Annotated in this window: 19 protein-coding genes and 1 tRNA gene; 6 read left to right on the forward strand and 14 right to left on the reverse strand. The window is 65.8% G+C overall.

Annotated elements, in window-relative coordinates; translation table 11 throughout:
* Nucleotides 1-126: 126 nt before the first annotated feature.
* Both ACE3TH_RS00870 and ACE3TH_RS00875 read left to right on the forward strand, forming a co-directional pair.
* The gene (locus tag ACE3TH_RS00870; protein WP_374596481.1) at nucleotides 127-1,758 is read left to right on the forward strand and encodes an AbgT family transporter; all 1,632 of its coding nucleotides are present in this window, start codon (nucleotides 127-129) and stop codon (nucleotides 1,756-1,758) included.
* Nucleotides 1,759-1,857: 99 nt separating this feature from the next.
* Nucleotides 1,858-1,934: transfer RNA gene (locus tag ACE3TH_RS00875), tRNA-Asp, on the forward strand.
* Nucleotides 1,935-1,990: 56 nt separating this feature from the next.
* On the opposite strand, the gene ACE3TH_RS00880 is transcribed toward ACE3TH_RS00875, so the two are convergent.
* Nucleotides 1,991-2,353, reverse strand: a complete 363-nt coding sequence (locus ACE3TH_RS00880; protein ID WP_374596483.1) for a hypothetical protein — start codon at nucleotides 2,351-2,353, stop codon at nucleotides 1,991-1,993.
* Nucleotides 2,354-2,593: 240 nt separating this feature from the next.
* Here ACE3TH_RS00880 and ACE3TH_RS00885 point away from each other — a divergent pair, with 240 nt between their 5' ends.
* The 3 genes from ACE3TH_RS00885 to ACE3TH_RS00895 all read left to right on the forward strand — a co-directional run bounded on the left by ACE3TH_RS00885 (nucleotide 2,594) and on the right by ACE3TH_RS00895 (nucleotide 6,175).
* A complete protein-coding gene (locus tag ACE3TH_RS00885) occupies nucleotides 2,594-4,198 on the forward strand; it encodes a DEAD/DEAH box helicase (protein WP_374596485.1) in 1,605 nt (534 codons plus the stop codon).
* Between the two features lie 100 nt (nucleotides 4,199-4,298).
* Nucleotides 4,299-5,354 carry a GGDEF domain-containing protein gene (locus ACE3TH_RS00890; RefSeq protein WP_374596487.1) on the forward strand — a complete coding sequence of 352 codons (1,056 nt, stop codon included), beginning with the start codon at nucleotides 4,299-4,301 and terminating at the stop codon, nucleotides 5,352-5,354.
* Between the two features lie 32 nt (nucleotides 5,355-5,386).
* Complete coding sequence (locus ACE3TH_RS00895) at nucleotides 5,387-6,175, forward strand: lysophospholipid acyltransferase family protein (protein WP_374596489.1); 789 nt, start codon at nucleotides 5,387-5,389, stop codon at nucleotides 6,173-6,175.
* Here the strand turns inward: ACE3TH_RS00895 and ACE3TH_RS00900 are convergent.
* Genes ACE3TH_RS00900 through ACE3TH_RS00955 form a run of 12 tightly spaced genes read right to left on the reverse strand, consistent with a single transcriptional unit; the run spans nucleotide 6,172 to nucleotide 16,130 of the window.
* The gene (locus ACE3TH_RS00900) at nucleotides 6,172-6,978 is read right to left on the reverse strand and encodes a MetQ/NlpA family ABC transporter substrate-binding protein (RefSeq protein ID WP_374596491.1); all 807 of its coding nucleotides are present in this window, start codon (nucleotides 6,976-6,978) and stop codon (nucleotides 6,172-6,174) included. The two genes, ACE3TH_RS00895 and ACE3TH_RS00900, sit on opposite strands and share 4 nt — an antisense overlap.
* Nucleotides 6,979-7,000: 22 nt before the next feature.
* Nucleotides 7,001-7,666 (reverse strand): methionine ABC transporter permease, encoded by a 666-nt coding sequence (locus ACE3TH_RS00905; RefSeq protein WP_374596493.1) that lies wholly within the window; start codon nucleotides 7,664-7,666, stop codon nucleotides 7,001-7,003.
* Nucleotides 7,666-8,667 carry a methionine ABC transporter ATP-binding protein gene (locus ACE3TH_RS00910; RefSeq protein ID WP_374596495.1) on the reverse strand — a complete coding sequence of 334 codons (1,002 nt, stop codon included), beginning with the start codon at nucleotides 8,665-8,667 and terminating at the stop codon, nucleotides 7,666-7,668. The genes ACE3TH_RS00905 and ACE3TH_RS00910 overlap by 1 nt, the downstream gene beginning before the upstream one ends.
* Nucleotides 8,667-9,071, reverse strand: coding sequence for a HesB/IscA family protein (locus ACE3TH_RS00915; protein WP_374596497.1), 405 nt, complete (start codon nucleotides 9,069-9,071; stop codon nucleotides 8,667-8,669). The genes ACE3TH_RS00910 and ACE3TH_RS00915 overlap by 1 nt, the downstream gene beginning before the upstream one ends.
* 8 nt (nucleotides 9,072-9,079) lie before the next feature.
* A complete protein-coding gene (locus tag ACE3TH_RS00920; RefSeq protein ID WP_374596499.1) occupies nucleotides 9,080-9,472 on the reverse strand; it encodes an SUF system Fe-S cluster assembly protein in 393 nt (130 codons plus the stop codon).
* Complete coding sequence (locus ACE3TH_RS00925) at nucleotides 9,469-10,707, reverse strand: aminotransferase class V-fold PLP-dependent enzyme (protein WP_374596501.1); 1,239 nt, start codon at nucleotides 10,705-10,707, stop codon at nucleotides 9,469-9,471. The genes ACE3TH_RS00920 and ACE3TH_RS00925 overlap by 4 nt, the downstream gene beginning before the upstream one ends.
* Nucleotides 10,686-11,702 carry a Fe-S cluster assembly protein SufD gene (sufD, locus tag ACE3TH_RS00930; protein ID WP_374596503.1) on the reverse strand — a complete coding sequence of 339 codons (1,017 nt, stop codon included), beginning with the start codon at nucleotides 11,700-11,702 and terminating at the stop codon, nucleotides 10,686-10,688. The genes ACE3TH_RS00925 and sufD overlap by 22 nt, the downstream gene beginning before the upstream one ends.
* Nucleotides 11,699-12,448: a Fe-S cluster assembly ATPase SufC gene (gene sufC, locus ACE3TH_RS00935; RefSeq protein WP_374596505.1), complete on the reverse strand. Its 750-nt coding sequence runs from the start codon at nucleotides 12,446-12,448 to the stop codon at nucleotides 11,699-11,701. Before sufC ends, sufD begins: the two co-directional genes overlap by 4 nt.
* On the reverse strand, nucleotides 12,448-13,038 hold the full coding sequence (locus ACE3TH_RS00940; protein ID WP_374596507.1) for a hypothetical protein: 591 nt from the start codon (nucleotides 13,036-13,038) through the stop codon (nucleotides 12,448-12,450). The genes sufC and ACE3TH_RS00940 overlap by 1 nt, the downstream gene beginning before the upstream one ends.
* Entirely contained in the window at nucleotides 13,035-14,501 is a 1,467-nt protein-coding gene (sufB, locus tag ACE3TH_RS00945) for a Fe-S cluster assembly protein SufB (protein ID WP_374596509.1), read from the reverse strand. Before sufB ends, ACE3TH_RS00940 begins: the two co-directional genes overlap by 4 nt.
* A gap of 4 nt (nucleotides 14,502-14,505) precedes the next feature.
* A complete protein-coding gene (locus ACE3TH_RS00950; RefSeq protein WP_374596511.1) occupies nucleotides 14,506-15,657 on the reverse strand; it encodes a cysteine desulfurase family protein in 1,152 nt (383 codons plus the stop codon).
* Nucleotides 15,654-16,130, reverse strand: coding sequence for an Rrf2 family transcriptional regulator (locus ACE3TH_RS00955; protein ID WP_374596513.1), 477 nt, complete (start codon nucleotides 16,128-16,130; stop codon nucleotides 15,654-15,656). The genes ACE3TH_RS00950 and ACE3TH_RS00955 overlap by 4 nt, the downstream gene beginning before the upstream one ends.
* Nucleotides 16,131-16,292: 162 nt before the next feature.
* Here ACE3TH_RS00955 and ACE3TH_RS00960 point away from each other — a divergent pair, with 162 nt between their 5' ends.
* The gene (locus ACE3TH_RS00960; RefSeq protein ID WP_374596515.1) at nucleotides 16,293-16,943 is read left to right on the forward strand and encodes an alpha/beta hydrolase; all 651 of its coding nucleotides are present in this window, start codon (nucleotides 16,293-16,295) and stop codon (nucleotides 16,941-16,943) included.
* Between the two features lie 3 nt (nucleotides 16,944-16,946).
* On the opposite strand, the gene ACE3TH_RS00965 is transcribed toward ACE3TH_RS00960, so the two are convergent.
* Nucleotides 16,947-17,894 (reverse strand): DMT family transporter, encoded by a 948-nt coding sequence (locus ACE3TH_RS00965; protein WP_374596517.1) that lies wholly within the window; start codon nucleotides 17,892-17,894, stop codon nucleotides 16,947-16,949.
* Nucleotides 17,895-17,896 lie beyond the last annotated feature (2 nt).

Here is a 17,896-nt window from a genome sequence, read left to right on the forward strand (position 1 = left end):
CAAAAGGATTTTCTTGCGAATGGTTCGCAGGCCGGTTGGCGCATTTGTCAAGCTGATGATGCTTGCCATTCGCAGCGCCGTGCTCCCCTATGGCGGATCGATCAGGACACCCCATCGGAGCAGTTGATGGCCATTGGCACCCGAATTCTGAACGGCGTCGAGCGGATCGGCAACAAGCTGCCTGATCCCGTCTTTCTCTTCCTCTGGCTGATCTTGGGCTTGATCGCGCTCAGCCTGGTGGGCGCAGGCCTTGGCTGGTCGGCGGTCAATCCGGTGACGGGCGATACGCTTGAGGCCCAGAGCCTGCTGTCGCCGGAGAACCTGGAGCGGCTGTTCATCGGCATGCCGTCGACCTTGGCGGACTTTCCGCCGCTGGGGATCGTGATCACCATCATCTATGGCGCATCGGTCGCCGAGCGGACCGGCCTGTTCGGCACGGCCATCCGTGGGGCCCTGCTGAATGCGCCCAAATCCATCCTGACGCCGGTCGTGGTGATCACCGGCATGGTGTCCCACCACGCGTCCGATGCCTCCTATGTTGTGGTCATCCCTCTGGCCGCCGTCATCTTCGCCGCCGCCGGGCGCCATCCCCTGGCCGGCCTGGCCGCCGGGTTTGCCGCGGTCTCTGGCGGCTATGCCGGAAATCTGTTCCCGGGAGCCTCCGACGCCCTGATCCTCGGCATCACCGAGCCCGCAGCCCGCCTCATCGACCCGTCCTATTCGGTAAACATCGCGGGCAACTGGTTCTTTATCGTCGGCGTCGTGGTCGTCTTTACGCCCATCATCTGGTTCTTGACCGACCGCATCATCGAACCGCGCCTCGGTGCGTGGACGCCGTCGAAGACCGCGCCGGTATCCGACGCCGAGGAGCGGAAGGGTCTGACGCGCGAAGAGAAGCGCGGCCTGGCCTGGGCCGGCCTGGCCATCCTGGGCATGATCGCCCTGTGGACGCTGGTGACCTTCCTGCCCGGCTCGCCCTTCGTCGATCCCGAGGCCGAGCCGGCCCAGCGGTTCAATCCGCTCTACAAGTCCCTGGTCGCCTTCTTCGCCACGACCTTCTTCGTCGCGGGCGGTGCCTATGGCGCGGGCTCCGGCACGGTGAAAAGCCATCGCGACATGGTACGGATGATGGTCGAGGGCATCGCCCAACTGGCCCCCTATATCGTGTTGGCCTTCTTCGCCGCCCATTTCGTGGCCATGTTCAACTGGTCAGGTCTGGGCCCCATCCTCGCGGTCAATGCAGCAGCAGGGCTGAAGGCCATCGACCTGCCTGCGCCCATCCTGCTGATCGCCGTCCTGCTGGTGTCGTGCTTCTTCGACCTGTTCATCGGCTCGGCCTCGGCCAAGTGGTCGGCGCTGGCACCCATCGTGGTGCCGATGTTCATGCTTTTGGGCATCAGCCCTGAAATGACGACCGCCGCCTATCGCATGGGCGATTCGGTAACCAACATCGCCACGCCCCTGATGAGCTATTTCCCGCTCATCCTGACCTTCGCCCAGCGCTGGGACCCCAAGTTCGGCCTGGGCTCGCTGATGTCGACCATGCTGCCCTATGCGGGCTCATTCCTGATCGCGGGCCTGCTGATGATCGCGGCCTGGGTCACATTTGACCTGCCGTTGGGGCCGGGCGTTGGCGTCCACTACGATGTGCCGCCGCCCGCAGCGGCCCTGCAGCCTCCGGCCGACGGTGGTATTTCCGGCCCGGTCGCTCCTCCCGAGGCAGCCGCCGTGGCGGGTCCGGGGGTGGCGTCACGCTGATCGTTCGATTTCGTCGGAAGTGGCGCTTGACAGTGCGCCGCCCCCCCGCCTAAACGACGCCCCTCGCCGCGACGCAGACCAGCGCCGCGGCCGGGATACGCGGGTGTAGCTCAGTTGGTTAGAGTGCCGGCCTGTCACGCCGGAGGTCGCGGGTTCGAGCCCCGTCACTCGCGCCATTCCCTCTGAAGTCTCTCAGGGAATGGCGCGTCTCCCCCTTATCGAAAGGCTGGATTTACTGGTCGCGTCCTGCGACCAGAACGTTCTGTACGCGTCGGCCCAGCGGGTCGCGCGACTGCCAGGTGTGACCAACATCGGCATTGACCATGGTCGTACAGAAGCGCGGGATCAGCATGTTTGGCCGGATATTTGTCAGACAGACCCGTTCGCCATTCACGGACCATCGCGCTGAAATCCTGCGCCCGTCCGAGAACTGCGCGGAATAGGTACCGTCCCGATTGAACCAGTGCTTGACCCAGCCGCCGTCCGGATAGCGCGACACCACTGTATTACTGAACACCGCATCCATGTCGGCCTGTGCCGGCATCGCGATCAGACAGGCAGCGGCTGCCGCCACTCCAGCAAGTACGCGCTGCATGTTATCCCCTCGTTGTATGCCTTCCCTCTAGCGAACATTACCGATCATTAATCGATTGCCAAGCGTGACCGCAGCGCAGCAGGAATAGTTGACTATTCCGCATGGACTTCTATATGCGGCGCACGTTCGGGACAGGACTGGCGAATCCGCGCCGCCCGCTCGCCCAGAGACAGGGCGGTTCCGAGACATCGCACGACGACCCCGATGCGCGGGGCGTCCTTCTCTCAGTCCCAAGGACCTATGACCGAATTTTCCCAACTGGGCCTATCGCCCATGACCCTGCAAGCGGTCGCCGATACCGGCTACACGACCGCTACCCCGATTCAGTCGCAAGCCATCCCTGTGGCTCTGGCCGGTCGTGACGTACTCGGTATCGCCCAGACCGGCACTGGCAAGACCGCCGCCTTCACCCTGCCCCTCGTCGAACGTCTATCCAGTGGCCGGGCTCGCGCCCGCATGCCGCGCGCCCTGGTCTTGGCCCCGACCCGCGAACTGGCCGACCAGGTTGCCGAGAGCTTTGCGAAGTATGCCAAGGGCACGAAGCTGACCTGGGTCCTGCTGATCGGCGGTGTGTCGATGGGCGATCAGGTCGCGGCCCTGAACAAGGGCGTCGATGTGCTGATCGCCACGCCGGGCCGTCTGATCGACCTGTTCGAGCGCGGTAAGATGATGCTGAACGGCGTCGAGCTCATGGTCGTCGACGAGGCCGACCGCATGCTGGATATGGGCTTCATCCCCGACATCGAAAAGATCTTCAAACTGACGCCGCCCAAGCGCCAGACCCTGTTCTTTTCGGCCACCATGCCGCCCGAGATCACGCGGCTTACCACCCAGTTTCTGAAAGACCCCACCCGCATCGAGGCCTCGCGCCCCGCTGCGACCGCCGACACCATCACCCAGTATCTGGTCCGCCTGCCCTCCAGCGATCCGAAGATGAAGCGCGCCGCCCTGCGGGCCTTGGTCGGGCGCGAGGATGTTCGCAACGGCATCGTCTTCTGCAATCGCAAGTCAGAGGTCGACGTCGTCGCCAAGTCGTTGAAGTCTCACGGCTTCGATGCGGCTCCCATCCACGGCGACCTCGACCAGACCCTGCGAATGAAGACGCTGGCAGACTTCCGTTCCGGTGCGCTGAAGCTGCTGGTGGCGTCCGACGTCGCCGCACGCGGGCTGGACATTCCCGACGTAAGTCACGTCTTCAACTATGATGTCAGCCACCATGCCGACGACTATGTGCACCGCATCGGTCGTACGGGTCGCGCCGGCAAGCTGGGCCAGGCCTACATGATCGTAACCCCGGCCGACGACAAGTCGCTGGATAAGGTGCTGAAGCTGATCAAGAAGGATCCGCAGGAACTGGTGCTGGACCCCGCCGATCTGGGTGTTCCGGCGCGATCATCCACGCGCGCGGAGAAGTCTGCGCCTGCGACCGAGACTGAAGCACCCAAGGCCGGGCGCAGCCGCCGCAAGACGACCGCAAGGGCAACCGCTGCCGAAGGCGCAATGGAAGTCGTGTCTACCGATGACGCAGCTGTCCCGACAGAAGCCCAGACCGTCACGTCGCCTGCCGACGGCACCGAGAAGCCCGCCGATCGGTCGCGCAGCCGCCGCGGTCGCCGTGGCTCCAAACCGACCGAAGCCGCGCCGGTCGAGGATGTCGTCGAGTCCGCCCCTGTCGAGATCGTCGCTCCCGCCGTCTCGGAGCGCCCGGCCCAGAAGGCCCATCTGCGCCAGTCCGATCGTCGCGGACAGCAGGACGACAGCGAACCCCGCGCCTCGAACGGCCGCCCGTTCGGCGACAGCGAAATCCCCGCCTTCCTGCGTCGCCCCGTACTGTTGAAGGGCTGAATGTCTTCGCATTCCCGTAACGCCGTTTAACTCGGCGTTACGGAAAAGCCCGTAGCGTCTTCGACCAGATCGCAAAAGGCGACGTGTCGGGGACTGTTGAATGACGGCCAAGGTCGAAACCGCCCTCAGGGGTCCGCAAGCCTATGATCTGGCGCGGCGGGTGATCGATGGCATGGAGGCCGCTTCCGTCTGGCCCAGCCCTCTCAATTTCGAGATCTGGACCCATTATCTGGCCGAACCCGACGGCCCCTTGGGCACGGAAATCGCGCGGCTACTGGCTGCTGGTGAGCGTTTCACCGAGGCCACCGCCGACATGCTGGCCGCTGAATATCTGCCGCGCGGTCGCCTGACCGAGGAAATCCGCGATGCGGGACGGGTGCTGGACCGCGAACTCTCCAGCGTCGCCGCCGCTATTTCCCAAGCCCACCAGACCCAGTCCGCCTATGGCAAGACGCTGGAGGGTGCCGCGACCAGCATGGAGGGGGCCGACGGCACGCCTGCCCTGCAGACCATCGTCAGCAGCCTGACCACCGCTACGCGCCGCGTTCAGCGTGAGAACGTGACCCTCGAGAAGAAGCTCGAAACCTCGACAAAGGAAGTCGCCAAGCTGCGCGAGCATCTGGAACAGGTGCGGCGCGACGCCATGACGGACGCCTTGACCAATCTGGCCAACCGCAAGGCCTTCGACGACCATCTGGAGGCAGCGTGCCGCCAGTCCGAGGACATGGGCACGGCCCTGACACTAGCGGTGCTCGACATCGACCACTTCAAGGCCTTCAACGACACCTGGGGCCACCAGACCGGCGATCAGGTCCTTCGCTACGTCGCCAGCGTCCTGGGCCGGGTGGCAAGGACGCCCCGCGTCGCGGCGCGCTATGGCGGCGAGGAGTTCGCCATGATCTTCCCGATGGAAAGCATGCCCCAGGTCGAAAGAGCGTTGGAGAGCATCCGCAAGGAGATCGGCTCTCGCGCCCTGCGCCGCCGCTCTACGAATGACGAGTTGGGCACCGTCACGCTCTCCGCCGGCTTTGCGCACCGCCACATGGGTGAAACCGCCGTCGGTTTGCTGGAGCGTGCCGATGCCGCTCTCTATGTTTCCAAGCGCGAAGGCCGCGACCGCGTTACCTCCGCAGAACGTCTCGAAACAGCGGCCTAGCCGACGCGCCGGGTTTCGGCTCTAGTCTCCCCATGCGCAGCTTCGCCTTTGCCCTCGCTTACTGGACCCTGTCGATCGGCTACGGCCTGACGGCCGCCTTTGCAGCGCTCGCACCCGGACGTGGCGCGACCAGCTGGATCATCCGCCGCTATGTGAAGCGTATGGTGCAGGCCATGCGGCTGCTAGCGGGGATCAAACTGCAGGTGCGCGGGCGCGAGCGCCTGCCCGACGGGGCCTTCATCATCGCGTCCAAGCATCAGAGCTGGGGCGATGGCTTTGCCGTCTATGACCAGTTCGACGATCTGGCCTTCGTGACCGGCGATCATCTGGAGAAGTTTCCCCTGCTCGGCACCGTCCTGCGCAAGCTGGGAGCCATCGTGGTCAACAACTGCGGGGGGCGCGAAGCGCGTGACGTCCTGAAACACCGCAGCGCCGACGCCCATGCGGCGGGCCGCAAGATCCTGATCTATCCCGAGGGCAATCTGGCCAAGGTGGGCGAGAAGTTTCGCTACCGCTCCGGCGTCTGGCATATGTACCGCGACTTCGACATGCCGGTCGTACCGCTGGCCTCCAACCTCGGCCTGTTCTGGTCGCAGGAGGACTTCACGAAGACACCAGGCTTGGCCACGATCGAATTTCTGGACCCGATCCCGACGGGCCTCGGCAAGGAAGCGTTCCTGGCGCGACTGGAAGCGGCCGTCGAGGACCGCACAGCAGAGCTCATCGCCGAGGCGACCGGTCGTCCGGTCACGCCTGCGGTGCGGGTGCAGGCCCCCGATGAAGTCCGCGAGGCGAAGGCGGCGGCGGAAGTCGCGGCTTAGGCGGCCGGGATTACCGCGCCGTCATACTTGCTGGTGATGTAGTCCTTCACCGCCTGGCTACGCAGCATGGCCGCTAAGGCCGCGATGCGCGGGTCGTTCCGGTTGTCGGACCGCGTCACCAGATAGTTGATGTAGGGGCTGTCCCCGCCCTCCAGCGACAGGGCATCCGTGCGGGGCTTCAAGCCCGCGTCCAGCGCATAGTTGGTGTTGATCACCGCCAGATCGGCCTGGTCCAGAATACGCGGGATGGTGGCGGCCTCGACCTCGCGGAACGTGAACCGGCGCGGGTTGCCGGAGATGTCGCGCACCGTCTGCAACGGATTGGCGGGGTCGCGCAGCGTGATCAGACCGGCGCTCTGCAGCAGCAGCAACGAGCGGCCCGTGTTCGAAGCGTCGTTGGGCAGGATGATCAGCGCACCGGCTGGCACAGCCGCCAGGTCGCGATGCTTGCGCGAATAGACGCCCAGTGGCTCCACATGCACGCCCGCCACCGTCACCAGATCGGAGCCGCGCGCGGCGTTGAACTCGTCCAGATAGGGTTTGGTCTGGAAATAGTTGGCGTCCAGGCGGCGCTCGGCCAGCTGGGTGTTGGGCTGGACGTAGTCGTTGAAGACCTTGATCTCGATGTTCGTCCCTTGGGCGGCCAGCAGCGGCTTGATGTGCTCCAGGATCTCCGCATGCGGCACGGCGGTAGCCCCGACAACCAGCGGCGCATCAGGCCCCACAGCCTTGTCCGCCCCCTGCCCGCAGGCGCTGAGCGTCACGGCGGCGAGGGCGAGAGTCAGGAGGGAGCGACGCAGCATGGGTTCGGCCTTCTAAGCGGGATCAGCGGTGGGAAACGGCGGCGACCAGTCGGTCGCCCAGCATCTGCAAGCCCTGCACGAGGACAAGTAGCAGCAGGACGGTGACGACCATGACATCGGTCTGGAAGCGTTGGTAGCCGAAACGGATGGCCAGGTCGCCCAGTCCCCCGGCGCCGACCACACCGGCCATGGCGGTGTAGCTGACCAAGGCGATGGCGGTGACGGTCGCACCGGCGATCACGCCGGGCATGGCCTCGGGCAACAGGGCGCGGGTAACAATCTGCCATGTGGAGCCGCCCATAGCCTGGGTCGCCTCGACCACGCCCTTGTCGACCTCGCGCAGAGCCGTCTCGACCAGCCGCGCATAGAAGGGCGCGGCACCCACCACCAGTGGCGGAATGGCACCCGCTACGCCCAAGGACGTCCCGACCAGCAGAACCGTCACCGGCAACATGACGATCAGCAGGATGATGAAGGGCACCGACCGCAGCACATTGACCACGAAGGACAACAGGCCATTCAGCACCGGATTGGCCGCCAGTCGCCCCTTGCCGGACAGATACAGCAAAACCCCCAGCGGGATGCCGAACACCACGGTCAGGGCCATCGCCCCGCCGAGCATCAACAGAGTGTCGACCGCAGCGCGTGCAATCTCGGACCAGTCGATGTTGACGAAGAAGCTGTCCATCAGGCTACCTCCCCCATCTGCTCGACCGTCACGCCGCGCGCCGTCAGCTGAGCCACCGCCGCCTCCGCATCGCCGCCGGTGAAGGCCACGACCAGCTGGCCGTAGGGCTCGCCGCGGATACGGCTGATCCGCCCCGACAGGATGGAGTAATCCACGCCGACCGACCGTGCGACGCGGCTCAGCTCCGGCTCATAGGTCGAGCCACCCCGGAAGGTCAGCTTGGCCAGACGCCCACCCGGCGGTACGGTCGTGGCGTCGAATGCCTCCTCGCCCTCGGCCAGCATGGCGCGGGTCGCAGCGTGGCGCGGATGCAGGAAGACGTCGGCGGTTGCCCCCTCCTCGACCACACGACCGTCCTTAAGCACAGCCACACGGTCGCAGACCCGGCGCACCACTTCCATCTGGTGGGTGATCAAAACGATGGTCAGGTTCAGGTCGCGGTTCAGCTGATCCAGCAGGGTCAGGATTTCGTCCGTCGTCTCGGGGTCCAGCGCACTGGTCGCCTCGTCGCACAGCAGGACGCCGGGTTCGCAGGCCAGTGCACGGGCGATGCCGACGCGCTGCTTCTGGCCGCCGGAGAGTTGCGCGGGATGCTTCTTGGCGTGTTCGGCGAGACCGAGCTGATCCAGCAGGCTTGCGACCCGACGATCCACGTCTGCAGACGGCCGCCCCTCCAGCCGCAGCGGAAAGGCCACATTCTCGGCGATCGTCTTGGCGTTCAGCAGGTTGAAATGCTGGAAGATCATGCCGATCCGGCGGCGCGCGGCCCTTAGGTCGGCGGGCGACAGCGCCGTCATGTCCTGGCCGTCAACGACGACGCGTCCGGCATCCGGGCGTTCCAGCAGATTGATCGTGCGGATCAGGGTCGACTTGCCCGCGCCCGACCGTCCGACCACGCCGAACACCTGACCGGCCTCGACCGTCACGTCGACGGCATCCAGCGCCACACGCTCGCCAGCCGCGCTCTGGAAGCGCCGCGTTACCCCCTCGAGCTGGATCATCAGTCGGCTTGCTCTTCGGCTTCGAGGGCCTTGACCGGAACGATGGTAACGCTCTCGCCGCAGCCGCAGGCATCGGTCTGGTTCGGGTTCCGGAACACGAACTTAGACGCCAGTTTGGTGGTCTCGTAGTCAATCTCCGACCCGATCAGGAAAAGGATCGCCTTGGTGTCGACCACAACAGTGGCACCCTTGTCGGTCACAACCTCATCCAGCGGCCCGATCTCGTCCGCGAAGGCGAAGGTATATTCCTGCCCCGCGCAACCCGCATTCTTCAGCCCGACGCGCAACGCCTTGTGTCCGCCGGCCTCGGTCAAGACGCGCACCCGCTCGGCCGCGGCCTCGGTCAGGGTGAGGACGGCGGGACGCGGACGGCGCGGACGGGGCGTGGTCTGAAGTTCGGTCATCGGTGGTCTCAGAACATGTTCAAGGCCATCTTGGCCTCGTCGCTCATCTTCGACGCATCCCATGGCGGGTCGAAAGTCAGGTCGGCGGTGGCGGACTTGATGCCCTCGACCTTCATCACCGCCTGCTCGACCCAGAGAGGCATTTCTCCAGCGACCGGACAGCCGGGCGCGGTCAGGGTCATCTCGATCCGCGCGTCGAACTCGTCGGACAGATCGACCTTGTAGATCAGGCCCAGCTCATAGATGTCGACCGGGATTTCCGGGTCGAACACCGTCTTCAGCGCCGCGATGATGTCGTCGGTCAGCCGGTCCAGTTCGGCAGGCGTGATGGCTCCGCTGGCCACGGCCGCGCCGCGTCCACCGTCGTCATCCTTGCCCAGCAGGGTCGTGTCGTCACTCATGCAAAGAACTCGCGGGCCTTGATCAGGGCGTCGGCGAAGGCGTCGGCGTCCTCGGTGGTATTATATAGGGCGAAGCTGGCGCGCGCGCTCGAGGTCAGGCCAAATCGGCGCGACAAGGGTTCGGCACAGTGCAGTCCGGCGCGGACCGCCACGCCATAGCGGTCCATGATCTGGGCAATGTCGTGGGCATGCGCCCCCTCGACCGTGAAGGTGAAGATCGCGCCCTTCCCTTCCGCCGTGCCGATCTCCGTCAGCCAGTCGCGGCCCTCCAGACGAGTACGGACATGGGCCAGCAAGGCCTGCTCGTGCGCCGCGATCGCTGCCGCATCAAAGCCGGACAGCCACTCCAGCGCCGCGCCCAGGCCGATGGCCTCCAGGATCGGCGGCGTGCCCGCCTCGAACCGGTGCGGAATGCCGGCATAGGTCACCGCATCCTCGGTGACGGTCGCGATCATCTCGCCGCCCCCCTGATAGGGCGGCAGGGCCTCAAGCGCCGCGGGCTTGCCATACAGGCCGCCGATCCCGGTCGGCCCGAACAGCTTGTGGCCAGTGAAAACGTAAAAATCGGCGTTCAGGGCCTGAACGTCGGGGCTGCAATGCACCGCCCCCTGGCACCCGTCCACCAGCACCAGCGCACCCGCCGCATGCGCCAGATCGGCGATGGTCCGCACATCGTTCACCGTGCCCAGCACGTTCGACATGTGCGTGACGGCCACCAGCTTCGTTCGCGGCCCGATCAGCTCGGCCAGCGCCGCCATGTCCAGCGACCCGTCGTCCAGCACCGGGGCCCATTTCAGGACCACGCCTCTTGCCGCGCGCAGCATGTGCCAGGGCACGATATTGGCGTGATGCTCCATCTGCGTGACGACGATCTCGTCACCGGCCTGCAGGGATTGCCCCAGCCCCGCCGCGACCAGATTGATCGCCTCGGTGCCGCCCTTGGTCCAGACGATCTGTTCGGCGCTCTCGGCGTTCAGGAAGCGCGCGACCGTCTCGCGCGCCGCCTCGAAAGCCTCGGTCGTCTCATTGGCCAGGGTGTGCAGGCCGCGGTGGACGTTGGCATATGAGCCCTCCATCGCGGCCGTCATGGTATCGATCACCGCCTTCGGCTTCTGCGCCGAGGCAGCGGAGTCCAGATAGACCAGCGGCCTGCCGTTCACCGTCCGCGCCAGGATCGGGAACTGGGAGCGGGCGGCGTTGGGGTCAAAGCGGGCTATAGTCGTGCCGTCAGCCATGACCGGACCACCTCCCTCGCCGCCTCATGATCGATGCGATCCACGACCTCGAACAGGAAGGCCTGGGTCAGCAAGGCGCGCGCCTCGTTCGCCGGGATCCCGCGCTGCTGCATGTAGAACAGCGCCGCCTCGTCCAGATTGCCGACCGTATTGCCGTGCGCGCACTGCACGTCGTCGGCATAGATTTCCAGCTCGGGCTTGGCGTCCACCTCAGCGCGCTCGCCCAGGATCAGGGCGTGATGGCCCATCCGCGCGTCCGTGCCGTCCGCGCCGCGCTCGACGACGATCTTGCCCTGGAACACACCCCGCGCGGTGTCGCGCACGACGCCCTTGGTCAGTTGCGAGGTGACGCCGTTCAGCCCTTTGTGGCTAACCACGCTGGTCAGGTCGGCATGGCGCTCGCCGGACAGGGCATAAAGGCCATCAAGCAGGACATCGGCCCCCTCGCCGCCGTGGATTAGCTGTGTCTCCTGACGCTGCAGCCGTGCCCCACTCGTGATCGTCGTCTGGCGATAGCGGCCACCCGGGGCCACGCGGACATCGACGTCGGTCAGGGAGATGGCGTCGTGCGGCTCATCGACCAGAACGATCCGGGTCACCTCGGCACCGCTGGCCACATCGATGTCCAGCCGATTGTGGGCCACATAGGCCGAGCCGGTGCCCTCATGCGTTTCCAGCAGCAGCAGTTTGGCCCCCGGCCGCGCCACGACGCGGGCCGAAGCGGTATGTCCGGTCTCGGTGGCATTGGAAATGAAGCGCAGCCGCAGCGTCTGTTCGCCCGAAGCCAGGAAGTCCGTCACCCCGATCGCGCGCCCGTTGCCGAACACGATCGCATCCCCGCCCAGCTCATGGAAGGGTCCGGGCGGTCCGACCGTGGTGGTCGGCGACGGCGGCGGTGTCTCGCGCAGCACGCGGGCCAGGTCGGTGTATTTCCACGCCTCGACCCGCCGCGACGGGAAGGTCGACGGGTCTCTCAAATCGACGGCGGTGCTCACGCCGCCTGCGGCAGATACTTGTCGTACCCTTCCGCCTCCAGCTGGTGCGCCAGCTCCGGTCCGCCCGAGGCCACGATTCGCCCCCCGGCCAGCACATGCACCCGGTCGGGTTTGATGTAGTCCAGCAGCCGCTGATAATGGGTGATCACCAGCATGGCGCGGTCGGGACTGCGCAGGGCATTCACCCCCTCCGACACGATCCGCAGGGCGTCGATATCCAGGCCGGAGTCCGTCTCATCCAAGATGAGCAAAGACGGCTCCAGCAGGGCCATCTGCAGAATCTCCATCCGCTTCTTCTCGCCGCCGGAGAAGCCGACATTCAGCGGCCGCTTCAGCATGTCGAAGTCCATCTTCAGCGCCGCCGACGCCGCCTTGACCTGCTTCAGGAAGGCCGGTGCCGACACCTCGTCCTCGCCCCGCGCCCGCTTCTGCGCATTCAGCGCCGTGCGCACGAAGGTCAGGGCCGGCACGCCCGGGATCTCGATCGGATACTGGAACGACAGGAAGACGCCCTTGGCCGCCCGCTCGGCCGGGTCCAGCGCCAGCAGGTCCTCTCCCGACCATTCGACATATCCTTCGGTCGCCTCATAGCCCGGCCGTCCCGACAGGGCGTAGCCCAGCGTCGACTTGCCCGCCCCATTCGGCCCCATGATGGCGTGCACCTCGCCAGCCGGAACGTCGAGCGTCAGCCCCTTGAGAATTGGCTTTTCGCCGACAGAGACGTGGAGGTTTTGGATGGAGAGCATCACTGCAACTGTGACCAGATATAAAAGCCGCCAAGCGCGGCAAAGATGAGAACGGGAACGATCACCTGCTTCAGCAGGTCTTTCGTCCTAGCGTGCGGGTCCGGCGTAAACGGCGGATAATGCTGGGCGACATAGGAATCGACATCGGCCGCCAGCTTCGCCGGTGTTCCCCGCCGATCGACATGGATATCGTCCAGCGATGCACCGGGACCCCAGTCGTCCTCGGGAGACAGTAGTTCATCCTCGATTAGCAACCAGGCGCGATAACGACGCCCCATGACGGCATGGATCAGGGTCACCGTCTCGGCAGACAATGAGCCCTGCGCCCCAAAGGCCAGGAGGGTGTCCCCAGCCTCGGCAGCACCGTCCGGCAGTTCGGCAGGGTCGATCCCGGCCAGCGACTGGACGCCATAGTTGAAGCCGCTCGCCTCGCCATCGACGGTCACCGGCACCCAGCCCCCGACGTTCTGGTCCAGTTCGAAGTCCGCCGGAAAGACAACGGTCACCCCGGTTTCCGTCATATCGGCAACCAGCTGCGCCGTCTTGGGAAGGGCGGTCCTCTCAACGATCAGGGCACTGTCGATGCTCACCCCACGCTCCCTTCCAGACTGATCGCCACCAGCTTCTGCGCCTCGACTGCGAACTCCATCGGGAGTTTCTGCATCACGTCGCGAACGAAGCCGTTGACCAGCAAAGCCACCGCCTCCTCCTGCGAGAGCCCCCGCTGCTGGGCGTAGAACAGCTGGTCGTCCGACAGGCGCGTCGTCGTCGCCTCGTGCTCCAGCTGGGCCGAACCGTTGCGGGCCTCGATATAGGGCACGGTGTGCGAGCCGCAGTCGCCGCCGATAAGCAGGCTGTCGCACTGGGTGAAATTGCGCACCCCGGTCGCCCTCGGATGCACCGACACCAGACCGCGATAAGTCGAGTCCGACTTCCCCGCCGAGACTGCCTTGGCGATGATCCGCGACTTCGAATTCTTGCCCAAGTGGATCATCTTGGTGCCGGTGTCGGCCTGCTGATGCCCGTTGGTGATGGCGATGGAATAGAATTCGCCCGAGCTCTCTTCGCCCTTCAGGATGCAGGACGGGTATTTCCAGGTCACCGCCGACCCCGTCTCCACCTGCGTCCACGACACCTTTGACCGGTCGCCCCGGCAGTCGGCGCGCTTGGTGACGAAGTTGTAGATGCCGCCCTTGCCCTCGGCGTCGCCCGGGTACCAGTTCTGCACCGTCGAATATTTGATCTCGGCGTCGTCCAGCGCGACCAGCTCGACTACCGCCGCATGCAACTGGTTCTCGTCGCGCATCGGGGCGGTGCAGCCCTCCAGATAGGAACAGTAGCTGCCCTTGTCGGCGATGATCAGGGTGCGTTCGAACTGGCCTGTCTGGCTGGCATTGATGCGGAAATAGGTCGACAGCTCCATCGGACAGCGCACGCCCGGCGGGATGTAGACGAAAGATCCATCCGAAAAGACCGCACTGTTCAGGGCCGCGAAATAGTTGTCCGAGACCGGCACCACCGACCCCAGATATTGGCGCACCAGTTCAGGATGTTCGCGCAAGGCCTCGGAAATCGGCATGAAAATCACACCGACCTTGGCCAGTTCTTCCTTGAAGGTGGTGACCACGCTGACGCTGTCAAACACCGCGTCCACGGCATAACGCGGCGCGCCTTCGACGCCCGCCAGCACCTCCTGCTCCTTCAGCGGGATGCCCAGCTTGGCATAGATGGCCAGCAGTTCCGGATCGACCTCGTCCAGAGACTTGGGCCCGTCCTTCTTCTTGGGCGCGGCGTAGTAGAACAGGTCCTGATAATCGACCGGGGTGTATTTCACCGACGACCAGGTCGGCTCCTCCATCGCCAGCCAGCGCTCATAGGCGGCCAGACGCCATTCCAGCATCCACTCCGGCTCGCCCTTCTTTTCGGAGATGAACCGGATGATGTCGGCATTCAGCCCACGCGGGGCATATTCCGTGTCGATGTCCGATGTGAATCCGTGCTCGTACTTCTCCAGTGCGGCGACGGCGTCGATGGTTTCCTGAACGGCGGCCATGATCTTACGCGACTTCCTTCACGCGCTGGCTCAGGCGGTCGGCCTGACGGGCGCTGTGCTTTTCATATGCGGTCACCCAGGCGTCGGCGAAGCGTGACCAATCGTCCTGCGTCGTACCCCAGCCGCCGGAGACGCGGACGCCGCCGGTCGCCAGCGCATGCAGCCCCATGGCCGATATCGCCTTGGAAGGCTTGACCTTGCCCGACGAACAGGCGCTGCCCGCCGAGACCATGATGCCCGCCAGATCCAGGGTGATCAGCTGCTGCGGGCTGTCCCAGCCTTCGACCGCCATGAACAGGGTGTTGGGCAGGCGCTCGACCGCGCCGCCGATGATGGTGGCCCCCGCCGCCACGACCCGCGCCTCGGCCGCATCGCGCCAGACGACATGCGCCATGGCCTGATCCAGATCCCGCGCAGCACAGTCAGCCGCCACGCCGAAGCCTGCGATGCCTGGGACATTCTCGGTGCCCGCCCGCAAACCGCGCTCCTGCCCTGCCCCATGCAGCATGCGCACGGCGGCAATCCCGTCCTTGAGCACCAGCGCGCCTACGCCCTGCGGCCCGCCCAGCTTGTGCGCCGACAGGGTCAGGGTGTCGGCATCCAGCGCCCGCATGTCGACCGGCACCTTGCCCGCCGACTGGATCGCATCGACGTGCAGCCAGCCGCCCGCCGCCCGCACCAGCGCGGCCGCCTCGGCGATCGGCTGGATGACGCCGCTCTCGTTGTTGGCATGGTGGATGGCCACGACGGCTCGGCCCGGCCTCGCCAGCGCATCGGCCAGCCAGGCCAGATCGACCACACCATTCGCATCGACCGGCAGCACCTCGACCGGCGCACCGGACACGGCGGCTGCCTCGGCCACGCATGGATGTTCCGTCGCCCCGACGATCAGCCGCTCGCAGCCCGCGGCCAAGGCGCTCAGGATCGCCTGTGCGTTCGATTCGGTCCCGCCGGAGGAGAAAACCACCGCCGTCGGATCGGCCCCAACCAGCTCGGCCACCTCGGCCCGGGCCGTCTCGACCCGCGCCCGCGCACGGCGTCCTGCCGCATGCACGGCTGACGGATTACCGTTGTCGGCCAGTGCCTTGGCCATGACCTCCTGAACTTCAGGACGAACCAGGCCGGAGGCGTTGTAGTCCAGATAGACGGGGTTCATGCGGCCACCCCGATCTCGTCGGCCGTTGCCCGCCGGCGCGCCCCGGTGCGGTTCATCACCACGTCTTCCAGCGACACCCCGGCCAGATAGCGATGGATCTCGTCGCCCAGATCCTCCCACAGATTGTGGGTAATGCAGCGCTCGCCCGCCATCATGCAGCCCTTGGGCGAGGAATGGCCGACGCAACGTGTGGCACGGATGGGCTCGTCGACCGCCAGCACAATTTCGGCCACCACCGTCTCGTGCGGACCCTTGGCCAGGCGATAGCCGCCCCCCGGGCCGCGCACGCTGCGCACCAGCCCGCCTTTTCTCAGACGCGCGAACAGCTGTTCCAGATAACTCAATGAAATCTCTTGGCGCATGGCGATTTCGGCCAGGGATACGGCCCGGTCGCGGCCGTCGGCAGTCCGGCCATTTTTGGCCAGATCCGCCATCGCCATGACGGCATATCGTCCCTTGGTCGACAGTCGCATTGGACACCCGCTAAAAATCGCACGCATTCTTGGGGTCCTGTGCTAGAACCCGCGCCTTCACGAAAGCGGCTGCGTGCCATGGGGACTTAGAAAGTCCTACCGCATCGGTCAAGTATTACGCATCTGCGAAACGACAGTTGAATACGGGAATCCGCTCCGCCCATGCCTGAAGTCATCCTGCCCGGCGCCTCTGGCCGCATCGAAGGCCGCTATTCCCCGGGCAAACGCCCCAATGCCCCGATCGCCCTGATCCTGCATCCCCACCCCAAGGCGGGCGGGCATATGAACAACCCCGTGGCGGTGACGCTGTACCAGCTGTTCGTGAAGCGCGGATTCGCCACCCTGCGCTACAACTCTCGCGGCGTCGGCAAGTCGCAGGGTGAGTTCGACAGCGGCATCGGCGAACTGGCCGATGCGGCCACGGCGCTGGACTGGCTCCAGGCCAACAATCCCGCCGCCACCCAGACCTGGGTCGCCGGCTATCAGTTCGGGGCCTATATCGGCATGCAACTCTTGATGCGCCGGCCCGAGACGGACGGCTTCATCTCGGTGTCGCCGCCCTCGAACATGTACGATTTCAGCTTCCTGGCCCCCTGCCCGGCTTCGGGCCTGTTCCTGCACGGCACCAATGACACCGTCGTCCCGCCGATCGAGGTGGAGCGCGTCGTCAACAAGCTGCGCACCCAGAAGGGCATCGTCATCGACTATGAGCTGGAAGAAGGCGCCAGCCACTTCTGGCAGGACCATGTCGACGCCGTCGATCGCCGCGTCGGGGCCTATCTGGACAAGCGGCTGGAAGAGAAGCCTGCCTGACGCCTAGCGGTCGCCGTCCACGATGACCTCGGTCGTCTGGCGGTGCGCCCGCAGGCACCAGACGACGCTGATGACCATCATCGTCATGGCCACGATCTCGACGACGGTCGGCCCGCGGCCTTCCCACAGGTATCCGTACAGGAAGGCGAACAGCGTCTCGAACACGATCAACTGGCCCAGCAGCGACAGCGGCAGCAGGCGGCTGGCCTGGTTCCAGAAGGCGTTTCCGACGATGGAGGCTAGGATGGCGACGCCTACGCTGACCCCGGCCAGTCGCGCCCACTGATCCGGTGGCGCACCGGCCGATCCTATCAAGGCCGGGACCGCCAGCAGCAGGGCAACGCCGCCGGTGACCACCCCCGTCAGCAAAGACCAGTCGTGCGCTCCCACTTGCGGCAGACGCGCCATCCAGCGGCTATTCCCGATCGCATAGGCCGACCAGCTGATCAAAGCCGCGAAGCCGCAGGCCAGGCCAATCAAAACCGAGGCCGTATCGCGCTGGCCCGCCTCGCGCGACACGCTCTCCCAGCCGATCAGGCCCACGGCCAGTGCCGCTAGCAGGATGGGCGGCACCACACGCCGTAACGGCGGCGCATCCGCATCACGCAGCCCCCAGACCGCCACCGCAACCGGCACCATGCCGACCAGCAGGGCCGAGGCCGCGATCCCGGCGAATTGGACGCTGACCACGAGAAACAGATAGTAGATGATGTTGCCGGCCAGGCTCAGCCAGGCGAGCGCAAGCCAGGCCTTCCGATCCAGCAGCGCCGTCACCCGCGACCAGCGCGGAGCCAGCAAGGCCACGGCGATCACTCCATAGGCCAGATACCGCCCCGCACTCATCAGCAAGGGCGAGGCGTCGGGGGCGATCTTGGGTGCCAGAAACACAAGACCCCAAAGGGCCCCCGCCCCCATGCCGCTGAGCACGCCGATCAGGCGGTCGCGTTGCATCG

Source organism: Brevundimonas sp. (genome assembly GCF_041919755.1).
Lineage (GTDB): Bacteria > Pseudomonadota > Alphaproteobacteria > Caulobacterales > Caulobacteraceae > Brevundimonas.